The organism is Paeniglutamicibacter psychrophenolicus (genome assembly GCF_030812255.1).
GTDB lineage: Bacteria > Actinomycetota > Actinomycetes > Actinomycetales > Micrococcaceae > Paeniglutamicibacter > Paeniglutamicibacter psychrophenolicus_A.
The window spans coordinates 40,731-55,862 of record NZ_JAUSSH010000022.1 but is presented as its reverse complement, the minus strand read 5'-3'; the positions used below and the strand labels follow the sequence as shown (position 1 = coordinate 55,862).

Genomic DNA, 15,132 nt, shown 5'->3' with positions numbered 1-15,132 from the left:
TTGGACCTTGGGCCGGTAGATCGCCCGTGGCGAGCCACCGACACCAAAGTAGACCGGTGAGTACAGTTTGGGCATCTAAATGGATACCCCTTTTCCTTGAATGCAAAATGAGGGTCCATTAGAATTCATTGTTAGAACATGTCAACGACAACGAAAAGCCTTTGACGTGCACGAACTGGATTTGATCCAAGCTGCAGCCGCGGACGTGGCCTCCGCGCGCGTCCTGCTCCAGAAGCGGATCGAGGCGTTGGAAGCCATCGTCCGGACCGCGCTGGATCACGGGATCCCCGAGACAAAAGTGAATGAGGCCAGCCAGCCTTCGCTGCTCCGCGACGACCGCGAGCTGGCCGGGGAACGGCCGGTCCTCGCGGCCTGAGGAGTCCACCCATCCACGCTCGCGGCCCCGGGAGTCGTTGACGAGGCCAGCCAAGGCGGCCTGCTTCCTTCCCCTGCCTCCGCCCGCAGTGGTTCGTCCTATGGCTGCAGGACCACCTTGATGCATCCGTCCTGCTTTTTTTGGAATGTCTCGTAGAGCTCGGGACCCCGGGACAGCGGCACGGTATGGGTCACCAGGTCGTCCAGGCCCAAGGGGTCGGCCGGGTCCTCTGCCAGCGGCATCAGTTGATCGGTCCAGTGGCGCACATTGCATTGGCCCTGGCGTAGCTGGATCTGCTTGTCGAACATCTCGAGCATCGGCATGGGTGTCGCCGCCCCCGCATACACCCCGCTGAGTGAAATCGTGCCGCCGCGGCGCACCGTGCGCACCGCCGTGTGCAGCACCGCGGTGCGGTCCACCGAGACATTTTTCATCGCCAGTTGCGCTACCTTGTCCGGCAGCAGGCCGGTGGCCTGCTGCAACAGCTGCGCCCCGGGCGAACCGTGGGCCTCCATCCCCACCGCGTCCAGCACGGCGTCGGGACCGCGGCGTGTTCTCTCGCGCAATCTGTCCGCGATGTGCTTGTCGAAGTCCATGGTTTCAATGCCGTGGCGTCCGGCCATGGCGCGCCGTTCGGGCAGCGGATCCACCCCGATCACCCGGTGGCCCAGGTGTGCACCGATGCGCGCCGCCAGCTGGCCAACGGGCCCGAGTCCGAATACCGCCAGCGTTCCGCCTTCCGGCACATCGGCGTAGGCCACGCCCTGCCACGCGGTGGGCAGGATGTCGGAAAGGAAGAGGTAGCGGTGGTCGGGCAATTCGCTGCCGACCACGATGGCCCCGTAATCGCCGTGCGGGACCCTGAGGTACTCGGCCTGTCCCCCGGGAACCTGGCCATAGAGTTCCGAGTAGCCGAAGAATGCCGCGCCCTTGTGCTGGGAGCGCACCTGGGTGGTTTCACACTGGGACTGCAGTCCGCGCTCACACATCCAGCAGTGGCCGCAGGAGATATTGAAGGGGATGACCACCCGGTCCCCGACCTTGACCCGCACGACCCCGGAGCCGGTTTCCTCCACGATGCCCATGGGTTCGTGCCCGACGATGTCGCCGGCATGCATGAACGGGCCCATCATTTCGTAGAGGTGCAGGTCGGATCCGCAAATCGCAGTGGAACTCACCTTGATGATGATGTCCCCCGGATCCTCGATGCGCGGATCGGGTACCTCGGTAAATTCAATTTTGCGTTTTCCCTGCCAAGTCAATGCCTTCATGGTTTCCTCCGGTGGCGTGGTGGGTGGGTGGGTGGGGCCGCATCGCGGCCGCAACGGGCACGGCAATACGTGGTGGCTTCGCCTTCAATCCCGTGTCCCGCCGCTGCCGAAGCGGCAGCCGGCGCAACGGGAAGCCACCTGGTGAACGGCACATCCAAGGATTCCAAGGGCGTCACGGCCCTTGGTTTCACCGTCGCGGGCATGGTGAAGGTGTTTTCCGGGGGGACGCCCGCGCGGGGGCCCGGGCCCGGGCGCAAAGTACGGAGGGGCCAGGAAATATCCTGGCCCCTCGCACCGTCCCTGCCGCTTCTACAGGCCGTCGGCGGGGTGCGCCGGATCGCCCGGTAGGACACCGGGCCCGGTCGGACCGCCGGAATCGTCCTTCATGTTCGACGCGGCATCGCCGGCCTGGTCCTGCAGGTGGCTGGCCTCGTCGCTTGCCTCGGACTTCACCGTCTGGACGGAATCCTGGGCCGAGGACTTGATGGCCTCTACCGCATCGGCCGCCGGTTCCTTCATGTCTTGCGCAATGGACTTCGCCGCGTCGGCCACTTCATGGGTGAGCGGTTCGGCCTTGTCCTTGAGCGTGTCGACCATTTCGCGTTCCTTGTCGCTCCCCGGGATCAATGAGGAGGCGAGCAGGCCGGCGCCGAAGGCAATCAGGCCCGCCGCCAGCGGGTTTCCGCGGGTCTGCGAGGCGACGGTCCGGGGGGCGTCATGCATCTTGTCGCTGGCGTCTTCCCCGACTGATTCCATGCCTCCCATGACCGCGTCCTTGGCCCTGCGGACCGTGCCCTTGATCTTCTCGCTCTGCCGGTGGGCAATGCTTGAGGGGCTGACCTTGTCGGCAATGGCATCTACGTCGTAGCTGAGGTTTCCACGGGTTCGTTCAATGTCCTCGCGAATCTCTTGCGGTTCCCTGCTCATGGGGTTTCCTCCCTAGGATTGAATGTTGGCGGAATTTCCTTGATGGTTTCCGCGGTCTGCGGCATGCCCTTGGCCGACTTGAACTGCTTCTTGGCCACAACGGCCATGACGGCGGCGATGATCGCCCACACCACCGCCACGATCACCGCGCCCCAGCCGTAGCCGACCCAGTTGGCGAGCCCGAACACGGCGGCCAGCGACAGGAACAGCAAGAAGAAGTGCCCGGCGATGCCGGCACCCCCGTAGAGCCCTGCCCCTTTCCCTGCTGAGCGTGCGGTTTCCCGGATCTCGGCCTTGGCCAGTTCGGCCTCTTGGCGAACCAGTTCCGAGACGTTCTGGCTCAGGTCGCTAAACAGCTCTCCAAGCGAGGAGCCCGACGTGGCGTCGGCCTGCTCGGCTGTCGGCGGGTTTCCGGCGCTGTGTGCACCCGTTGTCGATGGATATTCGCTCATGGCCCGGTGTATCCCTGTTCGTTGTCCCGCAACGCCGACGGGTAGTAGTCAACTCCCGGATCGGTGCCGGTGCCTCCGGCCCCGCCGGAGCCAATGGTCTGGTTCACGGTCGGGGGAAGCTGGCTTGCCGTGCGCGGCACGCCCCCTTCCGGGAGGTCGGGTGTGGTCTTGACGTTCTTCGTGGCCGCATCCGGTCCGCTTCCCGCGTTGCGCGTGATACGGCCAACAAGCAGTCCCGCCCCCAGCGCGATTCCCAGGAAGGCCCCGGGACGCCGTCGGGCAAAGTCCTTGACCTCGTCGAGCAAATCGCCCGGTTCGCGGTTGCCCAGCCATTCGGCGGCGTTGCCGCTGTGCCGTGCTGCCTGGTCCACCAGAGAGGATGCGGTGCCCGAAGCATCGGAGTTCGCCAGCATCCCCCGCAGCTCCTCGCTGATCTCGCGCAGGTTCCGGGAGATTTTCTCCTGCTGCGTTGCTGCCTGTGCCCGGACGTCGGAGCCAAGCTCATCGAGGAGGTTCGAGGTCTGCGCCTTGACATCCTCCACGACGGCCTCGGCCTCGCGCTTGGCGGTGTTGCCCACCTGGCGTGCCGATTCCTTGCCGTCCTGGGCCAACCCGAGTGCCTCATCCTTGGCTTGCTGTCCCTTGCCCGAGCCGGAAACCGCATCGGTGTCTGAAGCGAAGGCTCCGTGCCCGGTCAGCGAGGGATCGCCACCGACGGCTCCGGGCCCACCCAGGATCGGTGGGTCGATCGGTTCAAGCGGCTCGATGGGGTCCAGCGGCTCGATCGGGTCGGAGGACATGGGTGTACCGGCAATGGGTGGCACACCCGGTGAAAGCTTCGGCGGCGGTACGCGCCCGTCCCGGCCGACGTTTTCCCCGGTCGGGTATTCCGCGTTGAAATCGTTCTCACTCATTGTTTGCCTCCAGTTGATCCATGCCCATATCTGGGCTGTATTCGTCGGAATTCGGGACCCGCGGCATGCTTGGCGGGATTGTCCTGTGTGTCGGGCCGCGTCCGGTGTGCCGGCGCGGATCAATGAACTTGTGTCGATATCGAATGGTTTGGCGGATGAGGCGTGCCGCGCCCGCCATCCCGGGTCGGGCGCGGGTTGACCGATCCAAAATGTCCCTCCGGTTCCCGGTCTTCTTGGGAATCGGTGTTGTTTAAGTAGCAAACCAAGAGAAGCGTGCGGGCACAACCTTTTTGACATCCGCCCGCGCAAAAAAACCGCAACGGGCGCCGTAGTGGCCGCTGCCGCCGCCGGCTTGCCGGCCTCAGACGGGTTGCAGCGCCGCAGACGGCTTCCGCGCCGGGCTGCCGGTGAACCGGATGTGCTCTGCGGCGGCGATTTCTTCCGCCGCGAGCCCCGGGCCGGGCGCGGACAGCAGGTGTTGTTGCCACCGGGCAGGAACCAGGCAACGGTATCCGGGGTGCCGGACGATAACGGAACGGAAGGCAAAACAAAACGGGATGATCGCCACGCGCCGTTGCCACGCGTCCCGGAGGACGGTAGCCGGGCGATCCAACGCGGGAACGGGAGGCAGCGGCTCGCCGTCGCCCGTCCGGTCCTCCGTTTCGCTTTCCGCCACCGGGCCGGGCGCCACCCCCCGGTTGGCCGGGCAGCGGCACGGCAAGGCGATCCACGAAAACCTCCGGCGCCCGGGCACGGGACATCGTTGAAAAGCCGCCGACCAAGAGCCGTCTAAGACCTGGCAAGATGCACTTGCGGCCGCCCGAGAGGCATTTGGCGGCAGCGTCGGACGGGTCGGGTGGCGGGCCCGGGGGCCCGATGCGGGGGAAGAATCCCGCCGTCCCCGCAGGGATGGCGAAGCTAGCGTGCGGAGCGGCGTGCCTTGGCCAGCCGCCAGCCGCCGATGACCAGGTTCGTCAACGCATCGATGCCCCAGAACGCGGCAATGAGCGCCACCGCCCAGAACGGCAGCCACGGCTGCTGCCAGTCGGTGAGCATCACCAGCGCCAGGGCAACCAGTGCCTCGACGACGCCCCAGATCACCTGGGTGCGGGGGCGCCACGAGAGCACGTTGAAGAACTTGCGGATGCCGGTGGCCTCGCGCGCGTCGGCGCCCATGCCGCTGGCAATCGTGCCGCCCAGGGACTTGGGCTCCACCAGCACGGCGGTTTCGGGCAGGGTGTCTTCCTCGACGTAGTCGGCCAGGGATTCATCGCGGCCAAAGATTTTCAGCACGGTGCGCAGCTTGTCCAGCGACCCGCTACCGCCCAAGGCCTCGTTGAGTTGGGCGATCACGTCCTCGCCGATGCCGTATTCGGTCAGCTCGGCGATGGACTCCAGGTCCGGGGCCAGCCATTCGCGGGACAGGAAGTCGGCGACCTCGGCGGCATCGGTTCCCGGCGCGGTGTCCAGCACCGGTGCGGCGGCAACCGACCAGCCGTGGCCGAAGCCCGGGTAGCCGTGGAGCTTGCGATTTTGTCCCTCGAACCAGAAAACCATGGAAAAGCGCGGGCCCAGGCGGGAAAGCATGATGGCCGGGAAGGTGGCGCGGGAGAGCATGATCTCGGGCATGTAGCCCTCGTGCACCGCCACGTCGCCGTGGGCGGTGGAGAAGTGGTGCCAGGCGGTCTTGGTTGCCCCGGCAAAGAGCGCGACCTCCGAGCCCTTGAAGGTGCCCAGCAGCACCGAGCGCCCGCCGGTGGGATACTCGAGCGCCGCGTCGTCGATGGGCTCGCCGCTTTCGGCATCCACCCCGTCGAAGTCGGCCCAGCGGGCCCCGGTCCCCCGTTTCAGGGCGATGGCAAATCCCTCGATCTGCTGCCCGAAGCTGGTGTTGCCCTCCGCATCGGCCATGACGATGAACCCCTCGGGGTTCACCGCCAGGACCATCTCGATCACGCAGAGCTCACCCCAGGAGACCGGCTCGGCCAGCAGCGCAATGCACTGCCTGGCGCGCAGCGTCTCGGAGATCCGCCGGTGTGCATCACTCCCGGTGGGCTCGTCGAAGATCAGGGCCATGGAGGCGATCAGCCACGGCGGGCTCCCGCCTCCCGGCCCGGGGTGGGGGCTACTTGCCAAGGAACTTCTCAAACCCCTTGGGCAGGTTCAGTTCCGACGGGTCGAAGTCCTTGGGCCCGGCGCCGAACGCGGCACCGGCCGGCGCCTTGGCCTTGGCCTTGTTGGCCTCGGCCGCGGCAAGCTGGGCGGCCTTGGCCGGGTTGCCGAACTTCGCCGGCTTCTTCTTTCCGCCCTTGGCACCCTTCTTGGCGCCGCCGCGCCCGCCGGGCATGCCCGGGATCGCTCCGCCGGAGGCCAGCTTCTTCATCATCTTCTGCGCCTCGCCGAAGCGCTCAAGCATCGAGTTGACCTCGGAGACGTGCACGCCCGAGCCCTTGGCGATGCGGGCGCGGCGCGAGCCGTTGATGATCTTCGGGGCCACGCGCTCGTGCGGGGTCATCGAGCGGACGATGGCCTCGATGCGGTCCATCTGCGACTCGTCGAACTGCTCGAGCTGCTGGCGGGAGATCTGCGACCCGGGCATCATGCCCAGGATCTTCTTCATCGATCCCATCTTGCGGATCTGGGCCATCTGCGCCAGGAAGTCATCGAGGGTGAAGTCCTCGCGGTCGGCGAACTTCTTCGCCATCCGCTCGGCTTCGCCCTTGTCCCAGTTCTGCTCGGCCTGCTCGATCAGGGTGAGGATGTCGCCCATGTCCAGGATCCGCGAGGCCATGCGGTCCGGGTGGAAGATCTCGAAGTCGTCCAGGTTCTCGCCGGTGGAGGCGTACATGACCGGCTTGCCGGTCACCGAGGCGACCGAGAGGGCCGCGCCGCCGCGGGCGTCGCCGTCGAGCTTGGTGAGCACCACGCCGGTGACGCCCACGCCGTCGTTGAACGCCTGGGCGGTGTTGACCGCGTCCTGGCCGATCATCGCGTCGATGACGAACAGGACCTCGTCCGGGTTGACGGCGGCGCGGATGTCGGCTGCCTGGGCCATCATCTCGGCGTCGATGCCCAGGCGTCCGGCGGTGTCGACGATGACCACGTCGTGGAGCTTCGTGCGGGCCTCGGCGACGCCGTCGCGGGCCACCGCGACCGGGTCGCCGGTGGCGGACTCGAACTCGGAGGAGACGCCCGGGTGCGGTGCGTACACCGGCACCCCGGCACGTTCGCCGTTGACCTGGAGCTGCTTGACGGCGTTGGGGCGCTGGAGGTCGCAGGCGACCAGCAGCGGGGTGTGGCCCTGGGCCTTGAGGTGCTTGGCCAGCTTGCCGGCCAGCGTGGTCTTGCCGGCGCCCTGCAGGCCCGCGAGCATGATCACGGTCGGCGGGTTCTTGGCCAGGTTCAGCCGGCGGGTCTCCCCGCCGAGGATACCCACGAGTTCCTCGTTGACGATCTTGACGATCTGCTGGCCCGGGTTCAGCGAGGCGGAGACCTCTTCGCCCAGGGCGCGTTCCTTGACCTGCGCCACGAAGGCACGGACCACCGGAACGGCGACGTCGGCGTCCAGCAGGGCACGGCGGATCTCGCGTACGGTGCCGTCGATATCGGCCTCGGACAGCCTGCCCTTGCCGCGCAGGTTCTTGAAGGTGGATGTCAGGCGGTCGGAGAGTGAATTGAACACGTGCCGTGCACTTCTTTCGTTGTGGGATTCAGGCGCGGTCTAACCCGCTGGACTCAACATCCAAGATTACCAAGAAAGACTGAGCGTTTTGGGCAACACGTGGCAATGTAGAGGAGTGAGCATTGAAACTGGCCATCCCGGCGGCACCCACGTACGCACATTGTTGATCCTCGGAGCCTCCGGGGACCTGACCGGAAGGCTGCTGCTTCCGGGCCTGGCCCGGCTGATCGGATCGGGTCGCGCCACCGGGCTGCACCTGGCCGGGGCCGGGGGCCCGGGCTACAGCCAGGAAAAATGGGCCCAGCGCGTCACCGAGACCTGCGAGGCCGCCATGGAGCACGCCACCGAGGCGGGCCGGGCGGAACTGGCGAAGATCGCCAAGCACACCTCATTCACCGAACTCGATGTCACCAAGCCGAACGAACTGGCCAACATGGTGAAGACCCTCGATGGCCCGGTGGCCCTGTACTTCGCCCTGCCCCCGGCGGTGAGCCAGAGGGCCTGCGAGGTCCTGGAACCCGGGCAACTGCCCGAAACCACGCTTTTGGTCATGGAAAAGCCCTTCGGTTCCAACCAGCAGTCCGCCCAGGGGCTGAACCGCACGCTGATCCGGCTGGTGCCGGAGGAGAACATCCACCGGGTCGACCATTTCCTGGGCAAGGGCACGGTGTTCAACATCCTGGGCCTGCGCTTCGCCAACCGGCTGCTCGAGCCGCTGTTCACCTCCGAACACGTGGAGAAGATCGAGATCTTCTACGACGAGGAACTGGCCCTGGAGGACCGGGCCGGGTACTACGACGGGGCCGGGGCGCTGCGCGACATGATCCAGTCGCACCTGCTCCAGATCCTGGGCCTGCTGACCATGAACGCGCCGGCCACCCTGAAGGAGCGCGACGTGCGCGACCACCTGGGCTCGGTGCTGCGTGCCACGGCCCTGGCCGGTGACCCGGGGAAGTTCACCCGGCGGGCCCGGTACACCGCCGGCACCTCGAAGGGACGCCCGGTGCCGGACTACGCGGCGGAGAAGGGCGTGGAGCCGGCCCTGAAGACCGAGACGCTGGCCGAGGTCACGCTGCACATCAACAACTCGCGCTGGGCGTCGGTGCCGTTCATCCTGCGCGCCGGCAAGGCGCTGGGCACCGCGCGGAAGGAAGCGATCATCACCTTCCGCCCGGTCTCCCACCTGCCCACCGGATTCAAGGGCACCGACAAGCCCACCAAGCTGCGTATCGGGTTCGGCCCCGACACCCTCTCGCTGGATTTGGACGTCAACGGCCCCGGCGACCTGTACACGCTTGACCACGTGACCCTGGCGGCGGAACTGAACTCCCCGGACCTGCTCCCCTACGGCGAAGTGCTGCTCGGGGTGCTCTCCGGGGACCCGACCCTCTCGGTGCGCGGGGACACCGCGGAGGAATGCTGGCGGATCGTGGACCCGATCCTCACCGCGTGGGCCGATGACATGGTGGACCTGGACGAGTACCCGGCCGGGGGCAACGGACCGGCGGGCTGGGCCACCAACTGCACGCTGTAGCCGTAGGCGCCCGCTGAGCCTGGGCAGGCCATGCAAGGAATGCCGAACCGAGGTGCCCGACCGGGCATTACGCTGATGCCAAGGGTACACACCAGAAAACGTGGCATCAGCAGCACCGGGACTCCCTGACCCTGGGCCAGCGCTCGGCCGACGTGCTGCGCAACTCCATGGGCAGCTGGCCGTTCGTGGGCAGCTTCGTGTTGTTCATGCTGCTCTGGGTGGCGGCCAACAGCTTCATCCGCCCCGGCCAGGTCTGGGATCCGTACCCGTACATCCTGCTGAACCTGTTTTTGAGCATGCTGGCGGGGCTCCAGGGCGCCATCTTGCTGATCGCGGCCAAGCGCCAGGACGCGATCGCCGCGGCCATGGCCCAGCACGACCTGGACACGGACATGGGCTCGAAGCGGGACCTGGACTTGCTGATGGAGATGAACCGGGCGCAGCTGGCCATGATCGAGGAGCTGCGCACCGAGCTGCAGCGCCTGGGCAGCCCCGGAACGATCCCGGGCAGCCCAGGCCGGTGAGCCTCCACCACCACCGTTGATTTGCCGCGCGGCACAGCCAGGAGGTCTCGCGATGGTGGTTACCCGTGGGCGGCGGGAGGTTGGTCAGGTGATGGTGGGCACCGCTGTTCATGGAGTCCACGACACCTCTTGGTTGAGCAGGAATTACGCGTTGCCGTGGCCCGGCAAGATACCGGCGTGTCCTCCCCGGCACCGCCGGTGGGCACGCGGCGGCCGCGGTTGCACGGTCCCCCACGAACCGAGGTGTTCGGGCAGGTCCCGGCAGGCGATGCCGACACGGTAGCGGTGGATGCCGCCCTCGACCACGATCCGGTGGCCCTGGGCTGTTCTCCCCGCCCTGCCCGAGGAATCGCTCATCATCGGGGAGATCGGTTCCCCTCGCATCGACGAGGACGGCGCACCGGGGATACACCGGTCGGTCCTTCCACCCCGGGCCGGACGGGATCAGCAGGACCGGCAGTACTCCAGTCGCGTTTGTTTTCGCCCCTGCCTGCGGCTTGGCCTGACCTTGGACCCGATTCCCGTTGATGCCGGCGGGTGGGCGACGATCTCCGGTGGCAAAAAACAGGCGGGGCCCGGGACCCGGACAAAGTGCATGATGGCCCGTTTGCCTCGGGGACACGACGCCTGGGCAACCTGCAGCGGATCGTGCCGCCTTCCGGTAAAAAAGGCACCTCCGCGCTTGGGTTCGCCGGGCTGTGCCCGGGCACCGGCCGGCCCCTGCTCACCGGCCGTTGGCTCAGGCCGTCAGCTCCTCACCGGCATCGCCGACCACCTGGACCAGGCCTCCACGCTGGAAGCTGTTGCGCTGGCGCTGGGCACCGTTGCCGTGCCGTGCCAGGCGTTCCAGGCCCGCGTGGACAAAAGCCGTGTCGCCGTTCAGGGACAACGCCTCGCCAATGAACTGCAGCAACGCCTCGAGCAACAGGCCGGTCCCCAGCGTCCGCCCGCTGCCGGGGTCCACCTGGTTGCCGACCATGCCGTGCTTGGCTGCCTGCCAGAAGGCGAGGTCCAGGACCTCGGGCAACAGCGGAGCGGCCATGGCGGGGGCACGCAGGCTCGTGTCGACCAGCGAGCGCACCAGCAGTGCCAGCAACACCGAGTCCTCGGCGCGCAGCTGCGCGTCCGCGATCCTGACCTCAACGGTCGGATACCGGCTGGACAGGCGCGCGGCCCAGCCGATGTGGCCCTGGTCCACGACCACCTCGGAAGCCAACAGGGTGTCCAACCGGGTCCGGTACTCGTGCCCGTCGGCAAAATGCGGCTGGATGCCCTGCACCGACCACCGCCGGTAATGGATGCTGCGCCAGGAAGCGAAGCCGGTGTCGGCACCGTGCCACCACGGGGAGTTCGATCCGATCGCCAGCAGCAGCGGCAGCCAGGGCCGCAGGGCGTTCAGGGCCGTGACACCGGCATCCGCATCGGGCACCGAGACGTGGACATGCAGACCCGAGACGTATTGCTCCGAGCTGATTCCGGGCAGGTACTCGTGCAGCCTGCGGTAGCGTTCCTGGTCGGCGATGACCGCCGGACCGGTGGGGACCACCGGTGCCGCTCCGAGTCCGACGGGCAGCAGGCCCAGCTCCTGGGTGGTGCGGGCCAGTTCCTTGCGGTACTCGCGCAACGAGGCAAGCGCCGCCGGTCCGTCACTGCAGATCGGCGTGGCGGTCTCCACTTGGCAGGCCAACAGCTCGGACTGGGTGGAATTCCCCCCAGCCCGGATGTCCATCAGTGCGGCGGAGGCCACGGGATCCGGAACGCCGGGCATCCCGGTGTCCGGGTTGAGCAGGAAGAACTCTTCTTCGATGCCGAACGTGCTCATGGGGGTCCTCCCGGACGATGTGTGGACGAGGCAAGGTGCTTGTGGCGTGGCCGGCCAACGGCCGGACGGACGATCGCTCGGGTCGTGGTGGCAGGGAAGGCCCGCCGGCATCCCCTCGGGGGATGCCGGGCTTGAGTGGTCCCGGGCGACGTGCGACGCCCGGGACCACGGATCAACGGCCTTGGTGCCGAAGTCCTACTTGCTGCCGTCGGCGTCGAGAGCCGGTCCGGATTCGGTGGCTCCGCCTTCGTCGGTCCAGTCATGGCCCGTGTCGGTGGACAATGCCGGGTCCGAGACGTGGTCCTTCCTGGTGTCCCGGTCCTTGGCTTCATCCGAAACGTCGTTGGTGGGTTCCTGGTTTTCATTCATGGTGTCGTGCTCCTTGTTGTTGTGTTGTGAAGGATTCAGTCGAACGCCGCCGTCCCGGCCGGCGTTCTGCTGCTGGGGCTCGTCGAAGCGAAGCAGCTTGTGCGTGCCGTCGCAAAACGGCTTGATCCTCGACCCGCCGCATCGGCACAATGCCACGGTCCCGCGCCGCGGATCGACCGGCTGGTTGTCGCCGTCGAGGATGTCGAAGCTGCCCCGCACGATCAGCGGGCCGCGCGGACACACGGTGATGCTGGTCGGCCCGGAACCGCTCACGATGCGCCCTGGAGTTGGGCGCGCAGGGAGCTGGTTCCCGACTGCCACGCGTTCATCTGCCAGGTCCCGGCCAACGTGTCGAGCAGGATGACGGCCGCCGCACCGAAGAACACGTCCTGCATCATCCGGGGGTCAGCTTCGATGAGTCCGCCGGCAAGGTCCCTACCGGCGATCTGCTCATGGACGGCATCCGCCTCCACGTGTTCATCGAAATAGTCGGTGACGGGCGAGTCGAATCCTAGGCGCCGGAATCCGCGGGCGTACTTGGCGTTGGGCAACGACGATGTCATCTCGTAGATCGCGAGGTGGCCGCAGGTCGCTCCGCGGTGGCGCCGGTGGAGCCCGAAGAGGGAGATGGCGTTGACCGAAGCCAGGGTGATGGCCGGGATGGCCTCGATGTAGCTCCCGAAGTCGTGCTCGAGTCCCAAGCCCTCCATGGTCCTGGCAAACAGCTCTGCATGCGTTCGGCCGGGGACCCCGCCGCCGTATTCGTCGGCCTGGATCTCCACCAGCGCCGACTTTGCCCGTCCGCTCAGCCGGGGAATCGCCCAGGTGTGCGGATCGGCCTCCTTGAGCTGGTAGATGGATTTGTGGACGAGGAATTCGCGCGCCTGTTCCAGGGTTGCATGGCGTGCCACAAACGAGGACACCGAGGGGCCCGTCGCCGCCCGGGTCATCTCGAATAGCGCGTCGGCAACCGCCTGCACGTTCGGGGCCGGGTGGGGAAGGCCTCCCACGGCGTCCTTCAGGTGTTGCTCGAAGCGTTCTTCGATCCGCCTGCGCAGGGCGAGCAGCGGCGGATGCCATTCCCAGTCCTCGCGGATGGCATCGAAGCCCGAGTAGTGCAGTTCGTACAGGACAAACAGGGTCAGCTGGAGGTCCTCGTTGAACAGGATGTCGGCATCGGCTCCGAAGGCCTCCTGAAGCGTTTCCTCGAGGTGGCCCAGGTCCGGGGGCAGGTCCGTGCGGATGAGTGTCGCCAACAGGGCGGAACTGAGCGGTCCACGTTCCGTGGGAAGTACTCGCATGATGCTCCGTTCGTGAATTGGTGCAGTTGGAAATCCGGCCAGGCAGCTGCGCTTGAGTTGGGCTGCCATGGTCCTCGTTGCCGTCTGCAGGGTTTCGTCCCCCACCAACCGTAATTCACCGATTCCTGGCCGACAAGGATTTTGGCATCCGTCGACAGGCGGCCTGCAGCACCGCCGGTGGGCAAGGCCGGTTCCGGCCGGGAGACGGACCATCCATGTCGTGGGGCACGACTTCGAGACGCACCAGGGTGAGTCCCCCCATGGTGTTTTTTTGGGGGGCGGCTCTCCGGATAGGCACGGCGTGGAGGTAGACAGCTCAGCGATAGGCCAGAGCGGACCAGGCACACCGGGTGGCCATGCCGTGCCACTGCCGCAGGGCGTTGAAGCTGCGCTCGACTTTCATTGCGATGCTTGAGTCCTGCCCGGTCGCCTTTTCGGGGATCACTCATTGGACGCCGCGGTCCCGGAGGTATTCCCGGTTGTCCTTCGAGGATTAGGCCTTGTCGGCCAGGGTCGTCTTCGGACGGGTCCTGAGCGGCCAGGCAAGGCGGCCTTGGCCCTCAGGGCGTCCAGGAGGTTTTCGAACATCGGGAAATCATCGGGCTGCCCGGGTCAGATCGGCATCACCAACCGGCGCTGCTTCCCGTCGACCAGTCAGTGGATCTTGATCCCCAGGCCGCTGCGGGACGTGCCGATGGCGCGGCCAGGTGGCTCGCCGGGCATATTCTTGTCCATCGACACGCTCCCCTGCGCGGCGCGGGAGGTTGTGCAGTGCTGGTCGGCACGGTTGATCGCGGAGTCCACCGACACGCCCCAGTCGATCAGGCCGCGACTCTCGGCCTGGCCCAGCATGGCCGCCACCACGGTGTTCCAGGAGACGATGTTCCAGATGCAGTCGGCGGCGTACCGGCGGTGGCCCTTCCACAAGCTCATCCTCGAACCGAAGTGTTCGGGCAGGTCCCGCCGGGGATTGCCGACGCATTAGCGGGAGATGCTGCCATGAACCACGAGCCGGCGGTCGTTGAACTGCGCTCTCCGCTTAGGCCCAGGAATCGGCCATGATCGAGGAGCTGCGCACCGAGCTGCAGCGCCTTGGCAAGCCCGGAACGACCCCGGGCACCCCGGGCCGGTGAACCGCCAGCACCACCATTGACTTGCCGCACGGCACAGCTACTGTGGTGCCATGTCGGCCACCAGCAAAACAGGCCAGTCCGAACTGGCCGTTCGCCTCCCCAGGGCCTCGGTCTTCGGGTTCCTTGCGGCCGCCGTGCTGTTCCTGGCCTCGGCGGTGCTGCAGCACCTGGCCTCGATCCAGCGCTGGGTTGGGCTGCGGGGACAACGGCCCGGCTATGAGCTCTCGGTCGAAGACCACCAATTGGACTACAGCTTCCCCGCCGATCCCTGGGAACCGATCGGGACAGCGGCCCAGCTCTTCGGGGCGGGCACGCTGCTGCAGGCCGTCGGTGTCCTGGCCATGGCCCTGGGCGTGCTGGCCGTGCCCCGGGTGGCACCCAACAAGATCGGCATCATCGCCGAGCCGGTGCTCGCACTCCTGGTTGCCGCCGCTTTCGCGGTCCTGGGCGCCCATGCCCTGATCTCGGGGACCAACGCCGCTCCCTCCGACCTGCAGCACTCCCGGGTGTTGCTCCCGCTGATGGTCTGGGGCGGGCTCGGCGGCATGATCGCCCTGGCGTGGCTGTGGGCGGGCATGTCGAAGGCGGCATCGGTGGCGTGCGTGTTCCTGCTGGGTTCAAACATGTTCGGGGCCGCGATCGCCAATTTCACGGTCGCTGCCATGATCGCCGGCTACGTCTCGCACGACACGACCCCCTGGCTCGAAAGCGTGGTCGCCGGCACGAGCGCCGCGGCCGCCCTGGCCATGGTCCTCGCAGCCGGCACCGTGGTGCGCCGCTACCGGCGCGCGGGATAAGACCAAGCCCACGCACCGGCGCAGGTCCAC

Annotated in this window: 15 protein-coding genes; 4 read left to right on the top strand and 11 right to left on the bottom strand. The window is 67.1% G+C overall.

Features of this window, described 5'->3' with window-relative positions; all coding sequences use genetic code 11:
* Nucleotides 1-166: 166 nt before the first annotated feature.
* Nucleotides 167-376 carry a hypothetical protein gene (locus J2T21_RS20135; RefSeq protein WP_307583920.1) on the top strand — a complete coding sequence of 70 codons (210 nt, stop codon included), beginning with the start codon at nt 167-169 and terminating at the stop codon, nt 374-376.
* Between the two features lie 98 nt (nt 377-474).
* Here the strand turns inward: J2T21_RS20135 and J2T21_RS20130 are convergent, their stop codons facing one another.
* The 7 genes from J2T21_RS20130 to ffh all read right to left on the bottom strand — a co-directional run bounded on the left by J2T21_RS20130 (nt 475) and on the right by ffh (nt 7,622).
* Nucleotides 475-1,647, bottom strand: a complete 1,173-nt coding sequence (locus J2T21_RS20130; protein ID WP_307583919.1) for a zinc-dependent alcohol dehydrogenase — start codon at nt 1,645-1,647, stop codon at nt 475-477.
* Nucleotides 1,648-1,956: 309 nt separating this feature from the next.
* A complete protein-coding gene (locus J2T21_RS20125; RefSeq protein ID WP_307583917.1) occupies nt 1,957-2,574 on the bottom strand; it encodes a DUF3618 domain-containing protein in 618 nt (205 codons plus the stop codon).
* Nucleotides 2,571-3,026 carry a phage holin family protein gene (locus tag J2T21_RS20120; RefSeq protein WP_307583916.1) on the bottom strand — a complete coding sequence of 152 codons (456 nt, stop codon included), beginning with the start codon at nt 3,024-3,026 and terminating at the stop codon, nt 2,571-2,573. Before J2T21_RS20120 ends, J2T21_RS20125 begins: the two co-directional genes overlap by 4 nt.
* A complete protein-coding gene (locus tag J2T21_RS20115; protein WP_307583915.1) occupies nt 3,023-3,940 on the bottom strand; it encodes a DUF883 family protein in 918 nt (305 codons plus the stop codon). Before J2T21_RS20115 ends, J2T21_RS20120 begins: the two co-directional genes overlap by 4 nt.
* Before the next feature lie 361 nt (nt 3,941-4,301).
* Entirely contained in the window at nt 4,302-4,616 is a 315-nt protein-coding gene (locus tag J2T21_RS20110) for a hypothetical protein (RefSeq protein ID WP_307583914.1), read from the bottom strand.
* Between the two features lie 242 nt (nt 4,617-4,858).
* The gene (locus J2T21_RS20105; RefSeq protein WP_307583913.1) at nt 4,859-6,076 is read right to left on the bottom strand and encodes a hypothetical protein; all 1,218 of its coding nucleotides are present in this window, start codon (nt 6,074-6,076) and stop codon (nt 4,859-4,861) included.
* A complete protein-coding gene (gene ffh / locus J2T21_RS20100; RefSeq protein ID WP_307583912.1) occupies nt 6,066-7,622 on the bottom strand; it encodes a signal recognition particle protein in 1,557 nt (518 codons plus the stop codon). Before ffh ends, J2T21_RS20105 begins: the two co-directional genes overlap by 11 nt.
* A 115-nt stretch (nt 7,623-7,737) precedes the next feature.
* Between ffh and J2T21_RS20095 the strand changes: the two genes are divergently transcribed.
* Together J2T21_RS20095 and J2T21_RS20090 are read left to right on the top strand one after the other, a co-directional pair.
* Nucleotides 7,738-9,156, top strand: coding sequence for a glucose-6-phosphate dehydrogenase (locus J2T21_RS20095; protein WP_307583911.1), 1,419 nt, complete (start codon nt 7,738-7,740; stop codon nt 9,154-9,156).
* Nucleotides 9,157-9,308: 152 nt separating this feature from the next.
* Nucleotides 9,309-9,680, top strand: coding sequence for a DUF1003 domain-containing protein (locus J2T21_RS20090; RefSeq protein WP_307583909.1), 372 nt, complete (start codon nt 9,309-9,311; stop codon nt 9,678-9,680).
* A 739-nt stretch (nt 9,681-10,419) separates the two neighbouring features.
* Here the strand turns inward: J2T21_RS20090 and J2T21_RS20085 are convergent.
* The 4 genes from J2T21_RS20085 to J2T21_RS20070 all read right to left on the bottom strand — a co-directional run bounded on the left by J2T21_RS20085 (nt 10,420) and on the right by J2T21_RS20070 (nt 14,105).
* Nucleotides 10,420-11,502, bottom strand: a complete 1,083-nt coding sequence (locus J2T21_RS20085) for a carboxylate-amine ligase (protein ID WP_307583908.1) — start codon at nt 11,500-11,502, stop codon at nt 10,420-10,422.
* 195 nt (nt 11,503-11,697) lie between these two features.
* A complete protein-coding gene (locus J2T21_RS20080) occupies nt 11,698-12,144 on the bottom strand; it encodes a CDGSH iron-sulfur domain-containing protein (protein WP_307583907.1) in 447 nt (148 codons plus the stop codon).
* Nucleotides 12,141-13,172: an iron-containing redox enzyme family protein gene (locus J2T21_RS20075; protein ID WP_307583906.1), complete on the bottom strand. Its 1,032-nt coding sequence runs from the start codon at nt 13,170-13,172 to the stop codon at nt 12,141-12,143. Before J2T21_RS20075 ends, J2T21_RS20080 begins: the two co-directional genes overlap by 4 nt.
* A gap of 654 nt (nt 13,173-13,826) precedes the next feature.
* Nucleotides 13,827-14,105, bottom strand: a complete 279-nt coding sequence (locus J2T21_RS20070; protein ID WP_307583905.1) for a hypothetical protein — start codon at nt 14,103-14,105, stop codon at nt 13,827-13,829.
* 250 nt (nt 14,106-14,355) lie between these two features.
* On the opposite strand from J2T21_RS20070, the gene J2T21_RS20065 reads away from it, so the two are divergent.
* Nucleotides 14,356-15,102: a hypothetical protein gene (locus J2T21_RS20065; RefSeq protein WP_307583904.1), complete on the top strand. Its 747-nt coding sequence runs from the start codon at nt 14,356-14,358 to the stop codon at nt 15,100-15,102.
* Nucleotides 15,103-15,132: the final 30 nt, after the last annotated feature.

Coding starts and splice junctions, on each gene's coding strand:
- J2T21_RS20130 (WP_307583919.1), bottom strand. CDS start 1,647: ATGAAGGCATTGACTTGGCAGGGAAAACGCAAAATTGAATTTACCGAG.
- J2T21_RS20125 (WP_307583917.1), bottom strand. CDS start 2,574: ATGAGCAGGGAACCGCAAGAGATTCGCGAGGACATTGAACGAACCCGT.
- J2T21_RS20120 (WP_307583916.1), bottom strand. CDS start 3,026: ATGAGCGAATATCCATCGACAACGGGTGCACACAGCGCCGGAAACCCG.
- J2T21_RS20115 (WP_307583915.1), bottom strand. CDS start 3,940: ATGAGTGAGAACGATTTCAACGCGGAATACCCGACCGGGGAAAACGTC.
- J2T21_RS20085 (WP_307583908.1), bottom strand. CDS start 11,502: ATGAGCACGTTCGGCATCGAAGAAGAGTTCTTCCTGCTCAACCCGGAC.
- J2T21_RS20075 (WP_307583906.1), bottom strand. CDS start 13,172: ATGCGAGTACTTCCCACGGAACGTGGACCGCTCAGTTCCGCCCTGTTG.
- J2T21_RS20070 (WP_307583905.1), bottom strand. CDS start 14,105: ATGAGCTTGTGGAAGGGCCACCGCCGGTACGCCGCCGACTGCATCTGG.
- J2T21_RS20065 (WP_307583904.1), top strand. CDS start 14,356: ATGTCGGCCACCAGCAAAACAGGCCAGTCCGAACTGGCCGTTCGCCTC.